This window comes from Microbacterium testaceum StLB037 (assembly GCF_000202635.1).
Lineage (GTDB): Bacteria > Actinomycetota > Actinomycetes > Actinomycetales > Microbacteriaceae > Microbacterium > Microbacterium testaceum_F.
Window position 1 is genome coordinate 2,646,264 of sequence record NC_015125.1, and the last position, 21,829, is coordinate 2,668,092.

19 protein-coding genes are annotated in these 21,829 nt (G+C 71.5%); 17 read left to right on the forward strand and 2 right to left on the reverse strand.

Annotated elements, in window-relative coordinates; translation table 11 throughout:
* Positions 1-185 precede the first annotated feature (185 nt).
* The 7 genes from MTES_RS12015 to MTES_RS12045 all read left to right on the forward strand — a co-directional run bounded on the left by MTES_RS12015 (position 186) and on the right by MTES_RS12045 (position 8,879).
* Positions 186-1,796, forward strand: a complete 1,611-nt coding sequence (locus MTES_RS12015) for a glucoamylase family protein (protein WP_013585531.1) — start codon at positions 186-188, stop codon at positions 1,794-1,796.
* A 76-nt stretch (positions 1,797-1,872) separates the two neighbouring features.
* On the forward strand, positions 1,873-2,478 hold the full coding sequence (locus MTES_RS12020) for a TetR/AcrR family transcriptional regulator (RefSeq protein WP_013585532.1): 606 nt from the start codon (positions 1,873-1,875) through the stop codon (positions 2,476-2,478).
* A gap of 219 nt (positions 2,479-2,697) precedes the next feature.
* Positions 2,698-3,960 carry an extracellular solute-binding protein gene (locus MTES_RS12025; protein WP_013585533.1) on the forward strand — a complete coding sequence of 421 codons (1,263 nt, stop codon included), beginning with the start codon at positions 2,698-2,700 and terminating at the stop codon, positions 3,958-3,960.
* Positions 3,961-3,964: 4 nt separating this feature from the next.
* A complete protein-coding gene (locus MTES_RS12030) occupies positions 3,965-4,912 on the forward strand; it encodes a carbohydrate ABC transporter permease (RefSeq protein ID WP_013585534.1) in 948 nt (315 codons plus the stop codon).
* 11 nt (positions 4,913-4,923) lie between these two features.
* Positions 4,924-5,820 (forward strand): carbohydrate ABC transporter permease, encoded by an 897-nt coding sequence (locus MTES_RS12035; RefSeq protein WP_043362817.1) that lies wholly within the window; start codon positions 4,924-4,926, stop codon positions 5,818-5,820.
* A gap of 62 nt (positions 5,821-5,882) precedes the next feature.
* Positions 5,883-7,742 carry a glycoside hydrolase family 3 protein gene (locus MTES_RS12040; protein ID WP_013585536.1) on the forward strand — a complete coding sequence of 620 codons (1,860 nt, stop codon included), beginning with the start codon at positions 5,883-5,885 and terminating at the stop codon, positions 7,740-7,742.
* Positions 7,743-7,751: 9 nt separating this feature from the next.
* On the forward strand, positions 7,752-8,879 hold the full coding sequence (locus MTES_RS12045; protein WP_013585537.1) for a LacI family DNA-binding transcriptional regulator: 1,128 nt from the start codon (positions 7,752-7,754) through the stop codon (positions 8,877-8,879).
* Between the two features lie 118 nt (positions 8,880-8,997).
* Here the strand turns inward: MTES_RS12045 and MTES_RS12050 are convergent, their stop codons facing one another.
* The gene (locus MTES_RS12050) at positions 8,998-9,612 is read right to left on the reverse strand and encodes a hypothetical protein (protein WP_013585538.1); all 615 of its coding nucleotides are present in this window, start codon (positions 9,610-9,612) and stop codon (positions 8,998-9,000) included.
* A gap of 112 nt (positions 9,613-9,724) precedes the next feature.
* Here MTES_RS12050 and MTES_RS12055 point away from each other — a divergent pair, with 112 nt between their 5' ends.
* Genes MTES_RS12055 through MTES_RS12080 form a run of 6 tightly spaced genes read left to right on the forward strand, consistent with a single transcriptional unit; the run spans position 9,725 to position 14,653 of the window.
* Positions 9,725-10,387 carry an HAD family hydrolase gene (locus tag MTES_RS12055; protein WP_043361385.1) on the forward strand — a complete coding sequence of 221 codons (663 nt, stop codon included), beginning with the start codon at positions 9,725-9,727 and terminating at the stop codon, positions 10,385-10,387.
* Positions 10,388-10,413: 26 nt separating this feature from the next.
* On the forward strand, positions 10,414-11,388 hold the full coding sequence (locus tag MTES_RS12060) for a phosphate/phosphite/phosphonate ABC transporter substrate-binding protein (RefSeq protein ID WP_013585540.1): 975 nt from the start codon (positions 10,414-10,416) through the stop codon (positions 11,386-11,388).
* Complete coding sequence (phnC, locus tag MTES_RS12065; RefSeq protein ID WP_013585541.1) at positions 11,385-12,203, forward strand: phosphonate ABC transporter ATP-binding protein; 819 nt, start codon at positions 11,385-11,387, stop codon at positions 12,201-12,203. Before MTES_RS12060 ends, phnC begins: the two co-directional genes overlap by 4 nt.
* Positions 12,200-12,994 (forward strand): phosphonate ABC transporter, permease protein PhnE, encoded by a 795-nt coding sequence (gene phnE, locus MTES_RS12070; protein ID WP_043361387.1) that lies wholly within the window; start codon positions 12,200-12,202, stop codon positions 12,992-12,994. The genes phnC and phnE (MTES_RS12070) overlap by 4 nt, the downstream gene beginning before the upstream one ends.
* The gene (gene phnE, locus MTES_RS12075) at positions 12,991-13,815 is read left to right on the forward strand and encodes a phosphonate ABC transporter, permease protein PhnE (RefSeq protein ID WP_013585543.1); all 825 of its coding nucleotides are present in this window, start codon (positions 12,991-12,993) and stop codon (positions 13,813-13,815) included. Before phnE (MTES_RS12070) ends, phnE (MTES_RS12075) begins: the two co-directional genes overlap by 4 nt.
* Positions 13,805-14,653, forward strand: a complete 849-nt coding sequence (locus MTES_RS12080) for a MurR/RpiR family transcriptional regulator (RefSeq protein WP_013585544.1) — start codon at positions 13,805-13,807, stop codon at positions 14,651-14,653. The genes phnE (MTES_RS12075) and MTES_RS12080 overlap by 11 nt, the downstream gene beginning before the upstream one ends.
* A gap of 171 nt (positions 14,654-14,824) precedes the next feature.
* On the opposite strand, the gene MTES_RS12085 is transcribed toward MTES_RS12080, so the two are convergent.
* On the reverse strand, positions 14,825-16,360 hold the full coding sequence (locus tag MTES_RS12085) for a PucR family transcriptional regulator (RefSeq protein WP_013585545.1): 1,536 nt from the start codon (positions 16,358-16,360) through the stop codon (positions 14,825-14,827).
* Between the two features lie 92 nt (positions 16,361-16,452).
* On the opposite strand from MTES_RS12085, the gene gabT reads away from it, so the two are divergent.
* From gabT to MTES_RS12105, 4 genes are all read left to right on the forward strand, one after another.
* Positions 16,453-17,802, forward strand: a complete 1,350-nt coding sequence (gene gabT, locus MTES_RS12090; protein ID WP_043362819.1) for a 4-aminobutyrate--2-oxoglutarate transaminase — start codon at positions 16,453-16,455, stop codon at positions 17,800-17,802.
* 87 nt (positions 17,803-17,889) lie between these two features.
* Positions 17,890-19,350 carry a flavin monoamine oxidase family protein gene (locus tag MTES_RS12095; RefSeq protein WP_013585547.1) on the forward strand — a complete coding sequence of 487 codons (1,461 nt, stop codon included), beginning with the start codon at positions 17,890-17,892 and terminating at the stop codon, positions 19,348-19,350.
* Positions 19,347-20,246, forward strand: coding sequence for a universal stress protein (locus MTES_RS12100; RefSeq protein ID WP_013585548.1), 900 nt, complete (start codon positions 19,347-19,349; stop codon positions 20,244-20,246). The genes MTES_RS12095 and MTES_RS12100 overlap by 4 nt, the downstream gene beginning before the upstream one ends.
* On the forward strand, positions 20,243-21,790 hold the full coding sequence (locus MTES_RS12105; RefSeq protein WP_013585549.1) for an APC family permease: 1,548 nt from the start codon (positions 20,243-20,245) through the stop codon (positions 21,788-21,790). The genes MTES_RS12100 and MTES_RS12105 overlap by 4 nt, the downstream gene beginning before the upstream one ends.
* Positions 21,791-21,829 lie beyond the last annotated feature (39 nt).

A 21,829-nucleotide genomic window follows, 5' to 3' on the forward strand; every position in this document is an offset into this window, starting at 1 on the left:
TCGTGCGGAGTCCGTGCGCGCCACGCCGGTTCGGGATGCCGCGGGCTCCGCGTCTCGGGACGGAGTCCGCGGGACGGTGCCCGGGGTCTCAGCGCCCGGCAGGGTTGCGCAGAAACCTGACACGTGTAAGGTTTCTGACCAGCGAGCTCCATCCCCCCGGAGCGCTTTCGATGAGGAGAGCAGTCATGAAGCACACCCTCGCGGCATCCACCGCGATCGTCGGACTCGTCCTGGGCGGTTTCGCCGCCTCTGGTCCCGCCGTCGCCGCACCGCCCGCGGCGGCTGACAGACCCGGACCTCCCGGGCACGCCGGCCCGCCCGCGCACGCCGGCCCCGGCGCGCGCGACCTCGAGCGCTACGCCGCAGACACCTGGACCTCCCTCGCCGCGATGGCCCACGAGAACACCGGCCTGCCCGACGACAACATCGGCGGTGCGCTCGATGAGGCCACGGCATCCGGTTACACCTCGCCGACGAACATCGGCGGTTACCTCTGGTCGACGGTGACCGCGCGCGACCTGGGGATCATCAGCGCCGACGAAGCGCGCGAGCGCCTGGCCGCCACCGTCTCGACGCTCGAGACCATGGAGCGCAACGAGGGAAGCGGCATGTACTACAACTGGTACGCGCCCGACACCGGTGCCAAGCTCGAGATCTTCCCGACCTCGGGCGAGGTCATCCACCCGTTCCTCAGCACGGTCGACAACGGCTGGCTCGCGGCGGGGCTGCGGATCGTCCGCGAGGCGGAGTCGACGCTCGCCGACCGCGCCGACGCGTTGTACGAGTCGATGGACTTCTCGGCGTTCTTCGACACCGCGGGGGCCGCGGGCCTGCCCGCCGGCACCAACCGCGGCGGCTTCTGGGAGGCTCCTCCCGGCGACGGCTGCGCGGTCGAGGCGCCGATGTACAACGGCAGCGGTGAGACCGCGTTCTACACGTGTCACCACTACGACACGACGGTCAGCGAGAGCCGCATCGCGACGTACCTGGGGATCGCGGAGGGTTCGATCCCGGCATCCGGTCTGTACGGCACGCATCGCACCATGCCCGCGGGCTGCGACTGGGCGTGGCAGGAGCAGCTGCCGACCGGTGAGACCCGCACCTACGACGGCGTCGACGTCTACGAGGGCGTGTATTCCTACGACGGGATGAGCTTCGCGCCGAGCTGGGGCGGCAGCATGTTCGAGGCGCTCATGCCCGACCTCCTCATCCCTGAGGCGGAATGGGGCCCGCGCTCCTGGGGCGTGAACCACCCGATCACCGTCGAGGTGCAGAAGCGGCACGGCCTGAAGGAAGCCGGCTACGGGTACTGGGGCTTCTCGCCCGCCAGCAACCCGTTCGGCGGCTACAGCGAATACGGCGTCGACATCGCCGGCATCCGGTCCGATGGATACACCTCGGATGCCGAGAAGACCGACGTCGACGTCGACCGCCCCGGCTGCACCGAGGGGACGAACCCGAACCCGACGTTCGGCGACGGGGTCGTCACCCCGCACGCGGCGTTCCTCGCTCTGCCGTACGACCGGCCCGGGGTGCTGAAGAACCTGCGCGGTCTGGAGAAGAAGCTCGGCGCGTACGGTCCCGGCGGGTTCTACGACGCGGTCGCGGTGAAGAGCGGGACGATCGCCGAGCGATACCTCTCGCTCGACCAGTCGATGATCATGGCGGCGATCGGCAACGCGCTGACCGACGACTCCCTGAAGGACTACATGGTCGATGACAGGATGGAGCAGAACCTCCGGCCCGCCATCGAACAGCAGGTCTTCGGCTCGTCGTGGGGCGCGTCGCGTCCCTGACGGATCGATCCTCGATGCCCGGTGCCTCTCGGAGGTGCCGGGCATCGGTGTGTCCGGAACGGGGGAGAGGATGCCGATGACCGACGCACCTGCGCCCCGCGCGCGCCGCGGGAGCTACGCGAAGGGGCAGCAGACGCGTCAGCGCATCGTCGACGAGGCGGTGGTGGTGTTCGGGCGATCGGGTGTCACGGCCGGGTCGCTCCGCGAGGTCGCGACGCGGGTGGCCCTGACCCCCGCCGGGCTCATGCACCACTTCGCGTCCAAGGAGGAGCTGTTCGCCGAGGTGCTGCGCCAGCGCGACGAGCGTGTCCGGGCGGCGGCGGGCGATCCGCACGAGCACACCCTCGTCGAGCAGATGCAGAAGGTCGTCGCGCACAACGCCACCACCCGCGGCCTCACCTCGCTCTACACCCTCGTCGTCGCCGAGGCGGGCGACCCCGCCCATCCCTCGCACGAGGCCTTCGCGGAGAGGTACCGGCACGGCGCCGAGACCGCCGCCGACCTGCTGCGCGCGGGTCAGGCCGCGGGTGAGGTGCGGGCCGACATCGATCCCGCGCGGGCGGCTCGGCTGTTGAGCGCCGTGATGGACGGACTGCAGCAGCAGTGGCTCCTGGACGACTCGGTCGACATGCCCGCGCTGTTCGCCGAGTTCGTGCGGGGGTACCTGCGGCCGCCGGCCTGAGTCCCGGGGGCGTCACCCGGCACGCGAGACCGCACGCTCCGCACGAGACCGCACGCTGTGGCGAGCGAATGCGTGCGCTCTCGTGAAAGTCATGCTGTCTCGGCGACGCTGGTCCCGTCCCGGCGCGGGCGGCTTGCGCGACGTAGGTTATGCGCTTAAACTCGATCACGACGTGCAGAGAGCGCCCGACGACGGGTGCCTGGTTCGAGGAGGAACACCATGAAGAAGACCCGATGGAGCGCCGTGGCCGTGATCGCCGCGGCGGCGATCGCCCTCACCGGCTGTGGGCGCACCTCCGACACCGGATCCGGCCCCAGCGAGGCGGGCACGATCGGTGACGCCAAGGCCGAGGGCACTCTCACCATGTGGGCGATGGGTGCCGAGGGCGAGGCGCTGCCCGACTTCGTCAAGACGTTCGAGGAGGCCAACCCCGGAGTGACCGTCAACGTCACACCCGTGCCGTGGGATGCCGCGTACAGCAAGTTCCAGACGGCGATCGCCGGCGGCAACACCCCCGACCTCGCCATGGTCGGCTCGACCTGGATGGCCGACTTCGGCGACGCGCTGCAGACGGTTCCCACCGACCTCTCCACCGACGGCATGTTCCCCGGCGCGGTCGACTCCACCAAGATCGACGACCGGGCGACCGGCGTCCCCTGGTATGTCGACACCCGCGTCCTCTACTACCGCACCGACATCGCGGCGCAGGCCGGCTGGACCTCGGCTCCCACCACCTGGGACGACCTGAAGAAGATGGCCGCCGACATGCAGGCCAAGGGCGGCGCCGACTACGGCATCCGTCTCCCCTCGGGCAACGACTCGTTCCAGGGGAACCTCTGGATGCCGTGGTCGAACGGCGCCGAGCTGGAGGACGGCTCCACGTGGACCCTCGACACCCCCGAGACCACCGAGGCGTTCGAGTACTACCAGAGCTTCTACACCGACGGCATCGCGAACCCCGCCGCCGACCGCTCGGCCGGCGCGCAGGAGGCGGACTTCGTCTCGGGCAAGACCCCGATGTTCATCGACGGGCCGGCCTTCATCGGTCTGCTCGAAGACCTCGGCGGCGAGGGCTTCAGCGACAAGATCTCGACCGCGGTCCTGCCGGCCAAGGAGTCCTCGACCTCATTCAGCGGTGGCTCGAACCTCGCCGTGTTCGACAACTCGAAGAACGCCGCGAGCGCCTGGAAGCTCGTGCAGTGGCTGAGCGAGCCCGAGACGCAGGCCGCCTGGTACGAGGCGACCGGTGACCTCCCCGCTGTCCAGGATGCCTGGAAGTCCGACGCCCTGTCCTCGTCGAAGACCCTCGCCGCTTTCGGTACCCAGCTCGAGACCGCCAAGTCGGTGCCCGCCGTCACCACGTGGGTGCAGGTCGCCGCGGCCGGTGACGCGATGCTCGAGAAGCTCCGCCTCGGCCAGCAGAGCCCGGCCGACGGGCTGAAGGAGCTCCAGGCCACCGCGGACCAGCTGGGTCTGGGCTGAGACCATGACGCAGGCAGTCGTGGGTGCGGCCGGGCGGGCTCCGGCCCCCGGTCGCACCCGCGCCGGCGGGGCGTCGAGCCGCCGCCGGCGCCAGGGATGGGTCGCGTGGGGCTTCGCCCTGCCGTTCGTCGCGGTCTTCGCGGTCTTCATGGTCGTGCCGATCGTCGGCTCCTTCGCGATGTCGTTCACCGACTTCACGGCGCGCGACATCCGCTCGCCGTTCGCGGTGAACTTCGTCGGACTCGAGCAGTACGCGGGGGTCCTCACCGACCCCGTCTTCCTCACGTCGCTGGGCGTGACCGCGACGTTCGTCGTGGTCGGCATCCCGGTCACGATGGCGGTCGCGCTGGCCCTCGCCCTCGCGCTGAACGCCAGCAAGGGACGGTTCGTCTCGATCCTGCGTGTGGGCTTCTACGCCCCGGTCGTGACGAGCATCGTCGCGGTGGCCGTCGTCTGGCGCTACATCCTGCAGCCGGAAGGCCTGCTCAACTCGGCGCTCGCGATCATCGGCATCCAGGGTCCGGACTGGCTCAACGACACCCGTACCGCGCTTCCCTCGCTCATCGCGATGGCGGTCTGGCGCAACGTCGGCACGCTCATGGTGATCTTCCTCGCGGGGCTCCAGGCGATCCCCACCGACGTCAAGGAGGCCGCCCTCATGGACGGCGCCTCGTCGCGGCGCCGCCTGACCTCGGTCACGCTCCCGCTGCTGCGCCCCACCCTGCTGCTCGGCGCGGTGCTCATCTCCGTCGGTTTCCTGCAGTTCTTCGAGGAGGCGTTCGTGATGACCCAGGGCGGGCCGCTCAACTCCACCCTCTCGGTGGCCTATTACACGTTCAAGCAGTTCGGCTTCGGGCAGTACGGCACGGCCTCGGCCGCGAGCTACCTGCTGTTCCTCGCGATCGCGCTGCTCAGCCTGGTGCAGTTCCGCGTGCTGCGCTCGAAGGATTGAGGGTGGATGCCATGACACTCACGTCTCCCGCGGCTCCGGCCGCCGTCGCCGAAGCGACGCGGCCGCCGCGTCGCCGCCGCGCCGACAAGCGCGTCACCCCCGGGCGCGCACTCACCTACACCGTGCTCGTCGTGGGCCTGATCGTGTGGGTCCTTCCCTTCGCCTGGATGCTGCTGGGCTCGGTCAAGACGCAGCGCGAGATCCTGCAGCGCCCGCCCACGTGGTGGCCGCAGGCGTTCACCTGGGACAACTTCGGCGCCTGGTTCGGGCAGCTGAACTTCGGGCAGTTCTTCGGCAACAGCATCCTCGTGGCGCTGTTCACGGTCGCGGGCAACCTCGTGTTCTGCTCGATGGTCGGCTACGCGCTGGCGAAGATGGACTTCCCCGGCAAGAAGGCGCTGTTCCTCGTCGTCATGGTGACGCTGATGGTCCCCGGCGTCGTCACCTTCGTGCCGCTGTTCGTGATGGTCTCCTCGCTCGGCCTCGTCGACAGCTACGCGGCGCTGATCCTGCCGTTCGTCACCACTCCGCTCGGGGTGTTCCTCATGCGGCAGTTCATGCTCGGCATCCCGGACCCGCTGCTCGAGGCTGCGCGTATCGACGGTGCCGGGGAGCTGCGCATCTTCGCGCGGATCGTGATGCCGCTGTGCGGGCCGCCGCTCGCGACCCTCGGCATCCTGACCTTCCTCGCCTCGTGGAACAACTTCCTCTGGCCGCTCGTGGCGGCGCAGACCGAGGCGAAGTACACCCTCCCGGTCGCCCTGTCGCTGTACTCGACGGGACAGAACGCCACCGACTACGGCCTGCTGCTCGCGGGGTCCGTGCTGGTGATCGCGCCGATCATCCTGCTGTTCGTCTTCCTGCAGCGCTACTTCATCCAGGGCATCGCCTCGACCGGCCTGAAGTGAGGCGGGCGCCCGCCCCGCGCGGGCGGGCCCCGCACACCGCCGAGTCCCCGAAAGGACCCCCCATGACCCACGCCCGCTTCCTCACCGCGCCCGACGGCACGCGCTTCCGCGACCTGAACGGCAACGGCGTGATGGACCCGTACGAGAACCCGGCGCTGAGCGTCGAGGAGCGCACCGACGACCTCGTCTCGCGTCTCAGCCTCGAAGAGAAGGTCGGTCTGATGTTCCAGACCGTGATCGAGGTCGGCGACGAGGGCGAGCTGCTCGAGGCCCCCGGCAAGATCTCGAAGTCGCCGACGACGACCGTGGTGGTCGGCAAGCACATGAACCACTTCAACGTGCACGCCATCCGCACCGCCCGCCAGGCGGCGACCTGGAACAACAACCTGCAGGCACTGGCCGAGACGACGCCGCACGGCATCCCGGTCACCATCAGCACCGATCCGCGCCACGCGTTCGTCGAGAACACCGGTGTGGCGTTCTCGGCCGGCCCGTTCTCGCAGTGGCCCGAGGGTCTCGGGCTCGCGGCCCTCGACGACGTCGACACCGTGCGGGAGTTCGCCGAGGTCGCGCGGCGCGAGTACGTCGCCGTCGGCATTCGCGCGGCCCTCCACCCGCAGATCGACCTGGCCACCGAGCCGCGGTGGGGCCGCCAGGCGCAGACCCTGGGTCAGGATGCCGCCCGGGTCACCGAGTTCACCGCGGCCTACCTGCAGGGGTTCCAGGGCGACGAGCTCGGACCCGACAGCGTGGCCTGCACGACCAAGCACTTCCCGGGCGGCGGGCCGCAGCTAGACGGCGAGGACGCGCACTTCCCCTACGGCCGCGAGCAGGTGTACCCCGGCGGCATGTTCGACTACCACCTCGAGCCGTTCCGCGAGGCGATCCGCTGCGGCACCGCCGGGATGATGCCCTACTACGGCATGCCGGTGGGCCTCGAGGTCGACGGCCTGCCGATCGAGGAGGTCGGCTTCGGCTACAACCGCCAGATCATCACGGGGTTGCTCCGCGAGCAGCTCGGCTACGACGGTGTCGTCGTCACCGACTGGGAGCTCGTCAACGACAACCACGTGGGCGATCAGGTGCTGCCCGCCCGCGCCTGGGGCGTCGAGCACCTCTCCGCCGTGGAGCGCATGGAGAAGATCCTGGATGCCGGGAGCGACCAGTTCGGCGGGGAGGAGTGCGTCGAGATGCTCGTCGACCTCGTCCGCGCGGGCCGGGTGAGCGAGGAGCGGATCGACGAGTCCGTCCGGCGCCTGCTGCGGGTGAAGTTCCAGCTCGGTCTGTTCGACGACCCGTACGTCGACGTCGACGAGGCCGAGCGCATCGTCGGCAACGCGGAGTTCCGTGCGCTGGGGGAGCGGGCGCAGGCGCATTCGCTCACCGTGCTCGTCAACGAGGGCGACGTGCTGCCCCTCCGCCCCGCGGGCGCGGTGTACATCGAGGGCTTCCGCCCTGACGATGTCGCCGAGCTCGGCCGGGTGGTCACCGACCCCGCGGAGGCGGACCTCGCGATCGTCCGCATCGGCGCGCCGTTCGACCCGCGCGACGACCTCTTCCTCGAGGCGTGGTTCCACCAGGGCTCTCTCGAGTTCGCGCCGGGTCTGGTGTACCGGTTGCAGCAGATCGCGGCATCCTGCCCTCTCATCCTCGTCGTGAACCTCGACCGGCCGGCGATCCTCACCCCCTTCGTGGGCCACGCCGCGGCGATCGTCGCCGACTACGGCAGCTCCTCGGCGGCCGTCCTCGACGCCCTCACCGGCCGCGTGCCCCCGCGCGGGCGTCTGCCGATCGAGATCCCCCGGTCGATGGATGCCGTGCGTTCCTCGCGCGAGGATGTACCGTCGGACACCGGCGACCCCGTCTTCCCCGTGCATCACGGGGTGGAGCTGAAGGTGTCGACCGGCGCGCAGAGGGGGTAAGGGCGGCTCATGGCGGAGGGGCAGACGACGCGGCGACCGACCGTGTACGACGTCGCGAACGAGGCGAACGTCTCGATCGCGTCGGTGTCGTTCGCGTTCCGTCGTCCCGACAAGCTCAGCGACGCCACGCGCCAGCGGGTGCTCGACGCGGCCCGCCGCTTGGGGTACGCCCCCAGCGGCGCCGCCCGGGGGCTCGCCCGGGGGCGCACCGGCACGCTCGGCCTGCACGCCTTCGACCTGCTGCTCGAGCGGGCCGACCCCCTCGCCCAGCCGCTGAGCGGCATGCAGTCCCCGCCGCTGGACACCGGGGGTGTGATCCCCTGGGACCAGACCGACGACGACGTGCTCTCCGACCCGCGCGCGTTCCCGCTGTACGTCGACGAGGTGCAGCGCGGTTTCGAGCTGGAGTGCTGGGCGCTCGGTCGTCCGGTGATGCTGAGCAGCGGATCGGATGCCGACGTCTCGGTCGCCGACACGGTCGGACGCGTCGACGGGCTCGCGATCTTTCCCTCCCCGCAGACCGCGCCGACCCTCGCGCGGCACTCCCTCAGCATCCCGATCGTGCTGTTCAGCACCGCGCCCGCGGACGACGCGCACCACCGGGTCCGCGTCGACAACGCCCGCGGGATGCGCGCGCTCGTCGCCCATCTCGTGGAGGAGCACTCGGCGACCGACCTCGCCTTCGTGGGACGTCTGGAGGCGACGGACGCCGTCGAGCGCCGCGACGCGATGGTCGCGGAGCTCGAGGCCCGTGGCATCCGTCCCCGCCCCGAGATCGTCGACGCGACCGTGCGCGGGGAGGACGACCTCGTGCCGCAGGTGCGCGCGTTGATCGCCGCGGGACGGATGCCGCAGGCCTTCGTCTGCGCGACCGACCAGAACGCGTTCACGCTTCTCGACGTGCTCGCCGCCGAGGGGGTGCGCGTCCCCGAGGACGTCGCGGTCACCGGCTTCGACGGCACGCTCGGCTCGCGCCTGACCACTCCGCCGTTGACGACCGTGCGCCAGCCGATGGAGGCGATGGGGCGGGCTGCGGCCAGGATCCTCGCGGGCACGGCCGGCTCGCCGCCGCCGGATGGGGCTTTCGACGTGGTGTTCGAGCCGCGGGTGCTGGTGCGGGAGAGCTGCGGCTGCTGAGCGCCGCGCGTCGTCTTCCCGCCGCGACATCGCACGATCCGCGCGAGCGCACACGTGCCGCGCCGCGCGGATCGGGTGATCTCGTCACGATCGGGTGATGTCGCGCGCCGGGCTGGGGTCAGGCGGCGTTCCACCTCAGCTGCGGGGCACCCAGACCCGCCCGCACGCCGACGGGATCGGCGACCGGGAACATCGTGACGATCAGCCCGTCGACCGCGTAGGCCAGCGCCGCGGAGCCGTCGGGCACGGGGGCGCCCAGCGCGATGCGCGCGGTGCGGCCCTCGAACTCCTCGGTCACAGCATCGGAGCGGGCCAGCAGGGTCGAGGCCGCCGCGGTCGCGCGCGACAGGAGCGTCTCCCCGCCGGCCCAGGGCAGCAGGGCCCCGGTCTCGAGCCCGCACGCGCGCTCCAGCTCGCCCGACAGCCATCGCTCGCGCTTGAGTCCGTAGGGGGTGGGCGTCGTCGAGAGCAGGTAGCCGTAGACGTGCAGCACCCCGGCGTTGCCGATCGGCCACTCCGCCGTGAGCCCCGCACGCTCGTGCAGCTCATCGAACACCGCCCGGGGGAGCACCGCCGCCCCGACGTTCTCGTCGATCACGGTCGAGCGTCCCCACGCGGCGAAGCGCCCGGCCGCGCGGTCCTCGGCGAGGGCGGCGGCGAGCCAGGGAAGGGAGTCGATCGCGGCCGCGGGGTCGGTCGCGGCGAGGTGCGCGGCGGTGTCGAGGGTCTGCACCGCTCCACGCTACGACGCTCCCGCGCATCGTTTACACGGCGTTCATCTGACGTGGACATCCCGTCCACATTTGGCGCGCATCATGGACGCAACGTCCACGACAGGAGCTTCCGTGCCTCGCCCCGTCCTCATTCTCGACTTCGACGGTACCGTCGCCCTCGGCGACGGCCCCCTCCTGGCCTATGCCCGCGCGGTCGCCGCGCACGCGGCATCCGCCGATGCCCTCGTCACCGCCGTGGCCGCTCACCTCGCGGCCCCCTCGGCCGACGCGATCGACGGCTACGACGTCGTCCGCCGCGTCGCTGTCGCGGAGGGGATCGGCGAGGACGCCCTCGCCGCCGCCTACACGGCGAGCCGCGCGCAGCTCGGCACGGACGAGGCCCCGGTCACGGTCGCCGCCGGGCTCGCGTCCTTCCTCCGGACCACGGATGCCGAACGCCTCCTCGTCACGAACGCCCCGGCCACGCGGCTCGACGCGGCCCTCGCCTCCCTGGGCCTCGAGGGACTGTTCGACCGCATCATCACCGACGCCGCCAAGCCCGCGGGGCTCGAGACACTGCTCGACTCCCTCGACGAGGACGTGCCCGTCCTCGCGGTCGGCGACGTATGGCGCAACGATCTCGCGCCGGCGCACGCCCGCGGCCACGCCACGGCCCTCGTCGGCGGCTACCCCGACCCCACCGCCGACCCGACCTACCGGGCCGCGACCCTCGACGAGCTGCTTCCCGCGCTCGCCGAGTGGGTCGCGACGGCCCACGTCCCTTTCTCCGCCTGATCTCCACCCGACCCGCAGAAGGAATCATGAACACTCGTCGTCTCCGCCTCGCCACGGCCCTCGCCGCGGCAGCCCTCGCCACCGTCTCCCTCGCCGGGTGCTCCGGCGCCGCGGGCGCCGCATCCGAGCCCGCCGCCGACCCCAGCTCGCTCGTGCTCGCCCTCGTCCCCTCGCAGGACCAGGCGAACCTCGTCGACACCGCGAAGCCCCTCACCGACATGCTCACCGAGAAGCTCGGCATCCCGGTCACCGGCGTCGTCTCGAAGGACTACCAGGCCGCCGTCGAAGCCATGGGCGCGGGCCAGGCGCAGATCGGCTTCCTCCCGTCGCTGCAGCTGTGGCAGGCCAACGACCGCTACGGCGCCTCGGTCGTGCTCCAGACCGAGCGCAACGGCAACATCACCTACCCCGGCCAGTTCATGACGAACAACCCCGACAAGTACTGCTCGACACCCGTCGTGGAGCGCGACGGCATGAGCTTCTGCAACGGCGCCGACGCGCTGAAGGGCCCGGCCGGGCTCGACTCGATCACCAAGATCGCCGGGGCCAAGGTGGCCGTGCTCGGACCCGGCTCGCCCGCCGGCTACATCTACCCGATGCTCGCGCTGAAGGAGGCCGGCGTCGACATCGACAACGGCTTCCAGAAGGTGCCCGTCACCGCCAACGACGCCTCCGTGCTCGCGGTCTACAACGGCGACGCCGAGGTCGGCTTCAGCTTCTGGGACGCGCGCACGCTCGTGCAGAAGGACAAGCCCGACGTGGGCCAGAAGGTCGTCGTCTTCGGCCTGACCAACGAGATCCCCAACGACGGCGTCGCGGTGTCGAAGGACCTCTCGCCCGAGCTGCAGAAGAAGATCTCGACCGCGCTCGAGGAGTACTCGACCACCGACGAAGGCTCCGCCGCCCTCAAGGCCGTCTACTCGATCACCAAGCTCGCCCCGGCCGACCCGTCCTCGCTCGACGTCGTCGCCCGTGCCGCGCAGGAGCTCGGACTCCAGTGACCACCGGTTCTGCGACCCGGGGCGTCGAGGTTCAGACCTCGGCGCCCTGGGGCATCCGTCTCGACGGTGTGTCGGTGCGCTACCCCAACGGCACGATGGGGCTGCGCGACGTCAGCGTCGACATCGCCCCGGGCGACCTCGTCGCCGTCGTGGGGCTCTCGGGCTCGGGCAAGTCGACGCTCATCCGCACGATCAACGGTCTCGTGCCCGCGACCTCGGGCACGGTCGAGGTCGGCGGACGCCGCATCGACGGTGCGTCCGGGCGACGGCTGCGCGAGACGCGCGGGCACATCGGCATGGTGTTCCAGAGCTTCAACCTCGCGGGACGCACGAGCGTGCTGAACAACGTGCTCGTCGGCCGCCTCGCGCACACCCCGCTGTGGCGCACGCTGCTCGGCGCGTACCGACCCGAGGACCGGCAGCTCGCGTTCGAGGCCCTCGACCGCGTCGGCATGCTGCCCAAGGTCTGGGACCGCGCCTCGGCCCTCTCCGGCGGCCAGCAGCAGCGCGTCGCGATCGCCCGCGCCCTCACCCAGCAGCCGCGGATCGTGCTCGCCGACGAACCCGTCGCGAGCCTCGATCCGCCCACGGCCCGCGGCGTGATGAACGACCTGCGCCGTATCAACGAAGACCTCGGCATCACGGTGCTCGTCAACCTGCACCTGCTCGACCTCGCTCGCGAGTACGGCACCCGCATGATCGGCATGCGCGCCGGAGAGATCGTCTACGACGGGCCCGCGGCATCCGCCACCGACGCCGACTTCGCCGAGATCTACGGGCGCTCCGTGACCGCCGCCGACAGGCTCGACCGATGACCTCGCTCACCGTGCCCCCGCGTCCGAAGGGACGATGGATGCCGTGGACCGTCGCGCTCGTGATCGTCGCGGTCACGGTGGTCATGTGCCTGCCGGGACTCGGCGTCGGTCTCGACGTCGCCGCGATCGCGCGCAACTGGCAGCAGGGGGCGCTCCGCATCGTCGAGCTGCTCACCCCCGACTGGACCTTCTTCCCGCGCACGGTCGGACCGATCCTCGAGACGCTGCAGATGGCGGTCATCGGCACGGCGGTGGGCGCGGCGATCTCGCTGCCGGTGAGCTTCTGGGCGGCCCGGCCGACCAACCCCTTCACCCCGACGCGGGCGCTCGTGCGCGGCATCCTGAACGTCATCCGCGCCGTTCCCGAACTCGTCTACGCGGCGGTGCTCGTCGCGATGGTCGGGGTCGGAGCGCTGCCGGGCATCCTCGCGCTCGTGCTGTTCAACGTCGGCATCGTCGTCAAGCTCGTGTCGGAGTCGATCGACGCCACCGATGCCGGCCCGCTCGAGGCCGGACGCGCCGCCGGCGGGACCCAGGCGCAGATCAACCGCACGATCGCCCTGCCCGACACCTGGCCGACGTTCGTGTCGCAGACGCTGTACGTCTTCGAGCTGAACGTCCGCGCCTCCACGGTGCTCGGTCTCGTCGGCGCGGGCGGCATCGGCCTCCTCATCGACGCCGTGCGCACCTACTACCGCTACGACCAGCTGTCGCTCGTCATCCTCGAGATCCTCGTGATCGTCGTGGTGCTCGACACCGTCAGCGACGCGATCCGCCGGAGGCTCGTATGACCGTCCTCGCTCCCTCTCCGGTCACCGCCCCCGCCGTGCCTCCGCGCCGCCGGAACCCTGTGCGGCTGATCGCCGGCCTCGTCGTCACGGTCGTCGTCGTGGCCGCGTTCTGGTCGGCCGACATCACCTGGTCGCGCCTGGGCGAACTCCCCGCCGAGATCGTGCGCTACCTCGGGCTCATGTTCCTCTCGCCGAACTGGGCGAAGCTCCCTGAAGCGCTGTGGCAGACCTGGCGCAGCGTCGAGATGGCGTGGATCGGCACGGTGCTCGGCATCCTGATCGCCACCCCGCTCTCGCTGATCGCGGCGCGCGGTTTCGGGCCGGCGCCCGTGCGCGTCGCCCTGCGTTTCGTCTTCTCGCTCGTGCGGGCCGTGCCCGAACTCGTCTTCGCGATCATCATCCTGTCGGTCACCGGACTCACCCCTCTCACCGGGGCGCTCGCCCTGGCCGTCGGGGGAGTGGGCACGCTCGGCAAGTGGGGCTACGAGGCGGTCGAGAACGTCGCCCCCGGTCCCATCGAGGCGTCCCGGGCCGCGGGCGGATCGACCGCTCAGGTCTTGCGCTGGGGCGTGTGGCCGCAGGCGGCGCCGACGTTCTTCTCGTTCTGGCTTTACCGCTTCGAGATCAACGTGCGCGCCTCGGCCGTCCTGGGCCTCATCGGCGTCGGCGGGATCGGCGACATGCTCACCTCGTACACCCAGTACCGTGAGTGGTCGACGGTGGGCATGCTCCTCATCGTCGTGGTCGTCGTCACCGTCGCGATCGACGCCGTGTCGGGCCGCATCCGCCGACGCATTATGGAGGGTCCCCGTGTCCGCTGAGGTGCCCGTCACCGCGCGCATCGCCGCGGTGCGCAACTCCCTGCAGCCGAGCGAGCGCCGGGTCGCCGACCTCATCGTCGACGAACCGGATGCCGTCATCGAGCTCACCGCGCAGCAGATCGCCGACCGCGTGGGTGTGGGACGCTCCTCGGTCGTGCGCGCCTGTCAGACCTTCGGCTACCGCGGATACCCGCAGCTGCGCGTGGCGCTCGCCGCCGAGCGGGGGCGCCGCGCGGTGGCCCCGGCCACGGCGGACGGTCCGCTCGGCGGCATCCGGTCCGCGATCGATCGCATCGCCGACGACCTGCGGGCGGTCACGAGCCTGCTGGATGCCGAGGCGGTCTTCGAGGCCGTCACCGCCGTCGTCGCCGCCCGGCGGCTGCTGGTCGTGGCGAGCGGCCTCTCCGCGCCGGTCGCCACCGACCTGGCGATGCGCCTGACCGCGGTGGGCCGCCCGGCCGAGACCGTCGGCGACCCGATCGGGCAGCAGATCGCGGCCCGGCACCTCGCTCCCGACGACGTCTGCGTCGTCATCAGCGGCTCGGGGGCGAACGAGGCGAGCCTGCGGGCGGCCTCCGCGGCGCGCGCCGCGGGAGCGCGGGTGATCGCGCTGACGTCGTTCTCGGCCTCGCCGCTGACCGAGCGCGCCGACCTCTCCCTCGTGCTCGCCTCGGGCGGGTCCTTCCGCGATGAGCTCGAGCACACCTCCCGCATCGCCCACGCGGTGTTCGCCGAGGCCTTCGTCGACGCCGTGGCCGCCGCGCGCGCCGACGACTCCGCCCTCGCCCGCTCCCGCGTGCTCGAGATCCTCTCCGACAACCTGGGCGACGCCGGCTGAGGTTCCGCCGCCCGGCGCCCGGCGCCCGGCGCTCGCCGCCGAGATCACACGATCCGCGCGAGCGCACGCGCAATCGCCGGCGCAGGGCGTGTGCGCTCGTCACGATCGTGTGATCTCGCGCGTGCGGGGACGCGGCCGCCGGAGCGCGCCGCCGGGGACGCGCCCGTCCCGCTACTCCGCCAGCCGCAGTGCGGCCCACAACTCCGCTCGCGCGGCGAACGACGACAGGTCGCGACCGACCACCCGCTCGGCCTGCGCGATGCGCGCGCGCACGGTGTGGCGATGGATGCCGAGCGCCTGAGCCGTCGCCTCGTGCGAGCAGTCGTGTGCGAGCCAGGCGTCGAGCGTCTCCACGAGAGCGGACCCCTGCTCGACGTCGTACCGCCGGAGCGGCGCGAGGGCCCCGGCCGCGACGGTGCGCGCGGCCTCCGAGCCGAGCGCCGCGATCAGCCCCGCCCGAGCCGTGTCGGTGAAGTCGGCGACCCCGGGCGCGGCCGTACGGTCGCGGGCCGTGCGGGCCTGCGTGAGTGCGCGCGAGAACCCGTCGTAACCGGTGGGGGCCGAGCAGCCGACCACGGTCTCGAACCGGTCGGCGATCTCGTCGAGCAGGTCTCTCGCCGTCGCGGGCACCACGACGACCAGTCCGTCGTCGCCCCGACCGAAGAACAGCTCCCCGCGCCTCTCGTGCGCGCGCATCTCGAGCCACTCGTTCATCGCCGTGGATCGGACGGATGCCGCCGGCGTGAGCGCGACCACGACGGGAGCCGTGGGCAGGGGCCCGAACAGATCCCGCGCGGCGCGGCGGGCGAGCGCGGGATCATCGCTGCCGAGGGCCTGGATCAGCCCCGCGCGGAAGGTGCCGATCGCCCGGCCGAGCCCGTCCTGCTGCTCGAGCGCGAGGGCCGCCATCGCCACCACCGCCGTCACGACGCTCCGCGCCTCGTGGTCGAGATCGTCGGCCGCGATCGCGAGCACGCCCCGCAGGTGCCCGCCGCGCCCGAGCGTCTGCAGGCTCACCGCCGCGTCGTCCGCGTGCAGCGTCGAGGCGGCCCGGGTGCCCCGCCGCAACAGCGTCTCGACCTCCGCCGTGACCCCCTCGAGGGCGGCGGGGGCGAGCGCCCCCGCGGGGTGCGCCGTCCGCAGGGCGCCAGCCGCGTCGAAGAGCCCGACCCAGCAGCCGAGCTGCCGAGACAGCTCCGCGAGCGTCGCCGAGAGCCCGTCCGGACGCAGCGCCGCGAGCGACACCGCCCGCTGGGCGGCGAGCGACCAGCTCCGCCGCGCGTAGGCGTCGGCGGCGATCGCTTCGGCCCCGGCCCGGGCCACCGCGATGAAGGGCGTGCGGTAGGGCACCTCGAACAGCGGCATCCCCGCCGCCACGCACGCATCCGACAGGGCGGACGGGATGCCGTCGCGCACGACCTCCGTGCCGAAGCCGAGCGCCCGCACGCCCCGGGCCTGCAAGCGCCCGACGTAGGCGGCATAGTCGGCGGGCGTGGCATCCGCGAACTGCGTTCCGGTCGTGAGGAGGACCAGTCCTTCGCTCAGGAACGGCGTCGGGTCGGCGAGGTCGCTCGAGTGCACCCACCGCACGGGCCGGTCGACGCTGCCGGCGGGCAGGGCGGCTTCGTCCACGGCGAGACGCAGGTCCAGATCGCGGCGCGCGAGGAGGGCACGCAGGCTCGGCGGTGCGACGACGGACTCGGGCATCGATGCTCCTGTACGAGACGTATATGGGGGTGCCTGCGACTGTACAGGGGGGAGAGTGCACCGCGTCGCGCGGCGTCCGTAGCATCGCCGCCATGAGCCTCGACACCCTCCCCACCGTCGGCGGTCCCTCGCTCGCCCAGGAGCGCCGCCTCGTCACCGCCATCCCCGGTCCCCGCTCGCAGGAGCTGCTCGACCGCAAGGCCGCCGCCGTGGCATCCGGTGTCGGGCACACCGTGCCGATCCACGCCGTCGCCGCGGGCGGGGGAGTCGTCGTCGACGCCGACGGCAACTCGCTCATCGACCTGGGCTCGGGTATCGCCGTCACGAGCGTCGGCAACGCGCACCCCGCCGTCGTCAAGGCCGTGCAGGACCAGGTCGCCGCCTTCACCCACACGTGCTTCATGGTCTCGCCCTACGACTCGTACGTCGCCGTCGCCGAGGCGCTCAACCGTCTCACCCCCGGCGATCACGCGAAGAAGAGCGCGCTGTTCAACTCCGGCGCCGAGGCCGTCGAGAACGCCGTGAAGATCGCCCGCAAGCACACCGGCCGTCAGGCCGTCGTCGCCTTCGACCACGCCTACCACGGCCGCACCAACCTCACCATGGCGCTCACGGCCAAGAACATGCCGTACAAGAGCGGCTTCGGCCCCTTCGCCGCCGAGATCTACCGCGCCCCCCTCTCCTACCCGTTCCGCGACGGCCTCTCCGGCCCCGAGGCGGCCGCCAAGGCGATCAGCCTCATCGAGAAGCAGGTCGGGGCCGAGAACCTCGCCGCCGTCATCATCGAGCCCATCCAGGGCGAGGGCGGTTTCATCGTCCCCGCCGACGGCTTCCTCAACGCGATCGTCGACTGGTGCCGCGACAACGGCGTCGTCTTCATCGCCGACGAGGTGCAGTCGGGCTTCGCCCGCACCGGCGCGATGTTCGCGAGCGAGATCTTCGGCATCGTCCCCGACCTCGTCACCACCGCGAAGGGCATCGCCGGCGGGCTCCCGCTGGCGGCCGTGACGGGGCGCGCCGAGATCATGGATGCCACCCACACGGGCGGACTCGGAGGCACGTACGGCGGCAACCCGATCGCGTGCGCCGCGGCTCTGGCATCCATCGACGCCTTCGAGAACGAGGGGCTGGTCGAGCGGGCCCGGGAGATCGGCGGACTGCTCCTCGCCCGCCTGCGCGAGATGCAGCAGAAGGACCCGCGCGTCGGGGACGTCCGCGGACATGGCGCGATGATCGCGGCCGAGTTCGTCGATCCCGCCACCGGCGCTCCCGACGCGGCCCTCACCGCCGCCGTCGCCAAGGCCGCGATCGCCGAGGGCGTCATCGTGCTCACGTGCGGGACGTACGGCAACGTCATCCGGTTCCTCCCGCCGCTGTCGATCGGCGACGACCTGCTGAACGAGGGTCTCGACGTGGTCGCGGCCGCCCTCGCCCGCCACTGACGAACGTCTCGGCGGCGGCGTCGACCCGAACTCCGCCGCCGTCGGGGCCACCCCGCACGACTCCGCACGACAAGTAAGGACGCTTTCATGGACGAGATCACCCGAGACGTGGTCGTCATCGGAGCCGGCGCCGCCGGCCTCACCGCCGCTAACGACCTGCGCAAGGCCGGCCTCTCGGTCGCGGTCCTCGAAGCGCGTGACCGCGTGGGCGGGCGCCTGTGGACCGACGTCGTCGACGGCGCCATGCTCGAGCTCGGCGGTCAGTGGGTCTCGCCCGACCAGCAGGCGCTCATCGACACCGTCGCCGAGCTGGGCCTCGAGACCTACAGCCGCTACCGCGAGGGCGACAGCGTCTACGTCGGCCCCGACGGCGTCGCGAAGCGCTTCACGGGCGAGATGTTCCCCGTCGCCCCCGAGACCGAGCGCGTCATCGACGAGATCACCGCGCGCCTGGATGCCATGGTCGCCGAGATCGACCCGGATCGGCCGTGGGAGCACCCGAAGGCCGCCGAGTGGGACAAGGTCTCGTGGGACGCGTGGCTGCGCGCGCAGACCGACGACGACGAAGCCGTGCGCAACCTCGCCTTCGCGACGGGATCGGCGATGCTCACCAAGCCCACGCACACGTTCTCGCTCCTGCAGTCGCTGCTCATGGCGGCATCCGCCGGCTCGTACACGCACCTCGTCGACGCCGACTTCATCCTCGACAAGCGCGTCGCGGGCGGCCTGCAGCAGGTTCCCGAGCTGCTCGCCGAGCGTCTCGGCGACGACGTCTTCCTGAACCAGCCGGTGCGCCGCATCGTCTGGGGCGCCGACGTCGCGACGCCGGATCGCCCGGCGAACGCCGCGACGGGCAAGCGCGTCGACGACCTGCGCGAGCTGACCGCTCGTGTCGAGGCGGCGAAGTCCTCCTCCGCCGGCGTCACCGTGATCGCCGACGGCGTCACCGTCCGCGCCCGCTTCGCGATCCTCGCCCTGGCCCCCGTCCTCTACAACCGCATCTCGTTCGAGCCGCCGCTCCCGCGCCGCCAGCACCAGATGCACCAGCACATCTCGATGGGCTTCGTCATCAAGGTGCACGCCGTGTACGAGACGCCGTTCTGGCGCGAGAAGGGCCTCTCGGGCACCGCGTTCAGCCCCTACGAGCTCTCGCACGAGGCGTACGACAACACCAACCACGGCGACGAGCGCGGAACCCTCGTCGGATTCGTCTCCGACCAGAACGCCGACGACCTCTTCCGCTTGAGCGCCGAGGAGCGCAAGGAGAAGATCCTCGAGTCCCTCTCGCACTACTACGGCCCCGAGGCCAAGAACCCGGTCGTGTACTACGAGAGCGACTGGGGCACCGAGGAGTGGACCCGCGGAGCCTACGCCGCGAGCTTCGACATGGGCGGCCTCCACCGCTACGGCGCCGACCTCCGCGAGCCCGTCGGCCCGATCCACCTCGCGTGCAGCGACATGGCCGGCGCCGGGTACCAGCACGTCGACGGCGCGATCCGCCAGGGCCACCGCGCGGCCGACGAGATCCTCGAGCGGGCACGCGGATGAGCGCCGCGGTCGTCGTCGGGTACACCGCGACCGACGCCGGGGCCGATGCCCTGGCTCTCGGCATCCGTCTCGCCCGCGCGATCGACGCCCCGCTCGAGATCGCGCTGGTCCTGCCCGGCGACGCCCGCAGCGTCATCACCCCGCCGGATGCGTCCTACACGCGGCACATCCGCGACCAGGCCGAGCGCTGGCTGGAGGACGCGGCGCGCGCGGTTCGGGATGCCGTGCCCCACCGCACCCGCGTCCGTCACGCCGACTCGTTCGCCGAGGGGCTCGTCGCCTTCGCCGACGAGATCGGTGCGGGCTACATCGTGGTGGGAGCCGCGAACGGCGGCCTGCGCGGCCGCCATCGCCTGGGCACCGTCGCCTCGGAACTGCTGCACTCCTCCGACGTCCCGGTCGTCCTCGCTCCCGAGGGGTCGCGGCGGATCGACCCCGCGCTCGGCATCAGCCGGATCACCGCGGCGATCGGCAGTCGGCCCGGAGCCGACGTCCTGCGCGAGGAGAGCGTGCAGCTCGCGGCTGCGGCATCCGTTCCCCTCCGTCTTCTCTCTCTCGTGACCGTCGACCTGCCCACCGGCCTCGAGACCGGCGCGATCCGCATCGCCGGGGCCGCGCACTCGGAAGAGGTCCTCGCGCAGGCCCGCGCCGAACTGCCCACCGACATCGCCGCCGAGGTCACCGTCGCCGACGGCGACAGCATCGAAGAGGCCGTCCGCGAACTCGCGTGGGACCCCGCCGAGCTCGCGATCGTCGGGTCGAGCCGACTCGCGCAACCGCGCCGCCTGTTCCTCGGTTCGACCGCGGCGAAGATGCTGCACGAACTCCCCGTCCCGCTCGTCGTCGTGCCACGCAGCCGTGCCGACGCCCCCGTCCAGGAAGGACCGCGGCCATGACCGCACCCGCACCCGCCACCGGCAGTGAAGCCGGCGGTCTGTCGAAGAAGGGGCTGAGCGCCGGGACGATCGGCCTCATCGGCGCCGTCGTGATCGGCATCTCATGCATCGCGCCCGCCTACACCTTCACCGCCGCGATCGGCCCGACCGTGGGGGCCGTGGGTCTCCAGGTCCCGGCGATCATCCTCGTCGGCTTCATCCCGATGCTGTTGGTCGCCTTCGGCTACCGCGAACTGAACAACCGGATGCCGGACTCGGGCACCTCGTTCACGTGGGCGGCGCGCGCCTTCGGACCGTGGATCGGCTGGATGGCGGGGTGGGGGCTGATCGCCGCCACGATCATCGTGCTGTCGAACCTCGCCGGGATCGCCGTCGACTTCCTGTTCCTGCTGATCTCGCAGCTCACCGGTCAGGCCGGGATCGCCGATCTCGCGTCGAACCTCGGCATCAACATCGTCGTGTGCCTGCTGTTCGTGCTGGGTGCGACCGTGGTGTCGTACCGCGACATGCAGACGACCCAGAAGCTGCAGTACGTGCTCGTCACCTTCCAGGTCCTCGTCCTCGTCGTGTTCGCCGTCGTCGCGATCACCCACGCGGTCCAGGGCAACGCCTTCGACGCCACCCCGTTCTCGTGGGAGTGGTTCAACCCGTTCGCGGTGTCGTCGTTCAGCGCGTTCGCGGCGGGGGTCTCGCTGTCGATCTTCATCTTCTGGGGGTGGGACGTCACCCTCACCATGAACGAGGAGACGAAGGACCCCGAGAAGACGCCCGGCCGCGCGGCCACCATCACCGTCATCACGATCGTCTCGCTGTACCTGCTGCTCGCGGTGTCGATGATCATGTTCGCCGGGATCGGCGACGGCGAGTTCGGTCTCGGCAACCCCGACATCCAGGACAACGCCTTCTTCGCGCTCGCGGGTCCCATCCTCGGCCCCTTCGCGGCCTTCGTCTCGCTGGCCGTGCTCACGAGCTCCGCCTCGTCGCTGCAGTCGACCTTCGTGGGGCCCGCCCGCACGCTCCTGGCCATGGGGCACTACGGCGCCCTGCCCGAGCGGTTCGCGAAGGTCAGCCCGCGCTTCTTCACGCCGGGGTTCGCGACGATCGTCTCGGCCGTGGTCGCCGCGGGTTTCTACGCCGTCATGCGCGTCGTGAGCGTCAACGTGCTCAGCGACACGATCCTCACCCTCGGCATCATGATCTGCTTCTATTACGGGCTCACCGCGTTCGCGTGCGTCTGGTACTTCCGCAAGCAGTGGTTCGACTCGGTGCGCAACGTCTTCTTCACGCTGCTGTTCCCCCTCGTGGGCGGACTCATCCTCGCGGTGATCTTCGTCACGACGCTCGTCGACAGCATGAACCCCGACTACGGCAGCGGTTCCGAGATCGGCGGCGTGGGACTCGTCTTCATCCTGGGGATGACCATCATCCTGCTGGGAGTGGCGATCATGGTGTGGCAGCGCGTGCGCCGCCCGGCCTTCTTCCGCGGGGAGACCCTCTCGATCGACGCCCCGGCCAGCGCCCGCCGCGCCGCCAGACGCCGCTGACCCCGACCGACCACCGACAACGACAGAAACGGACCGACA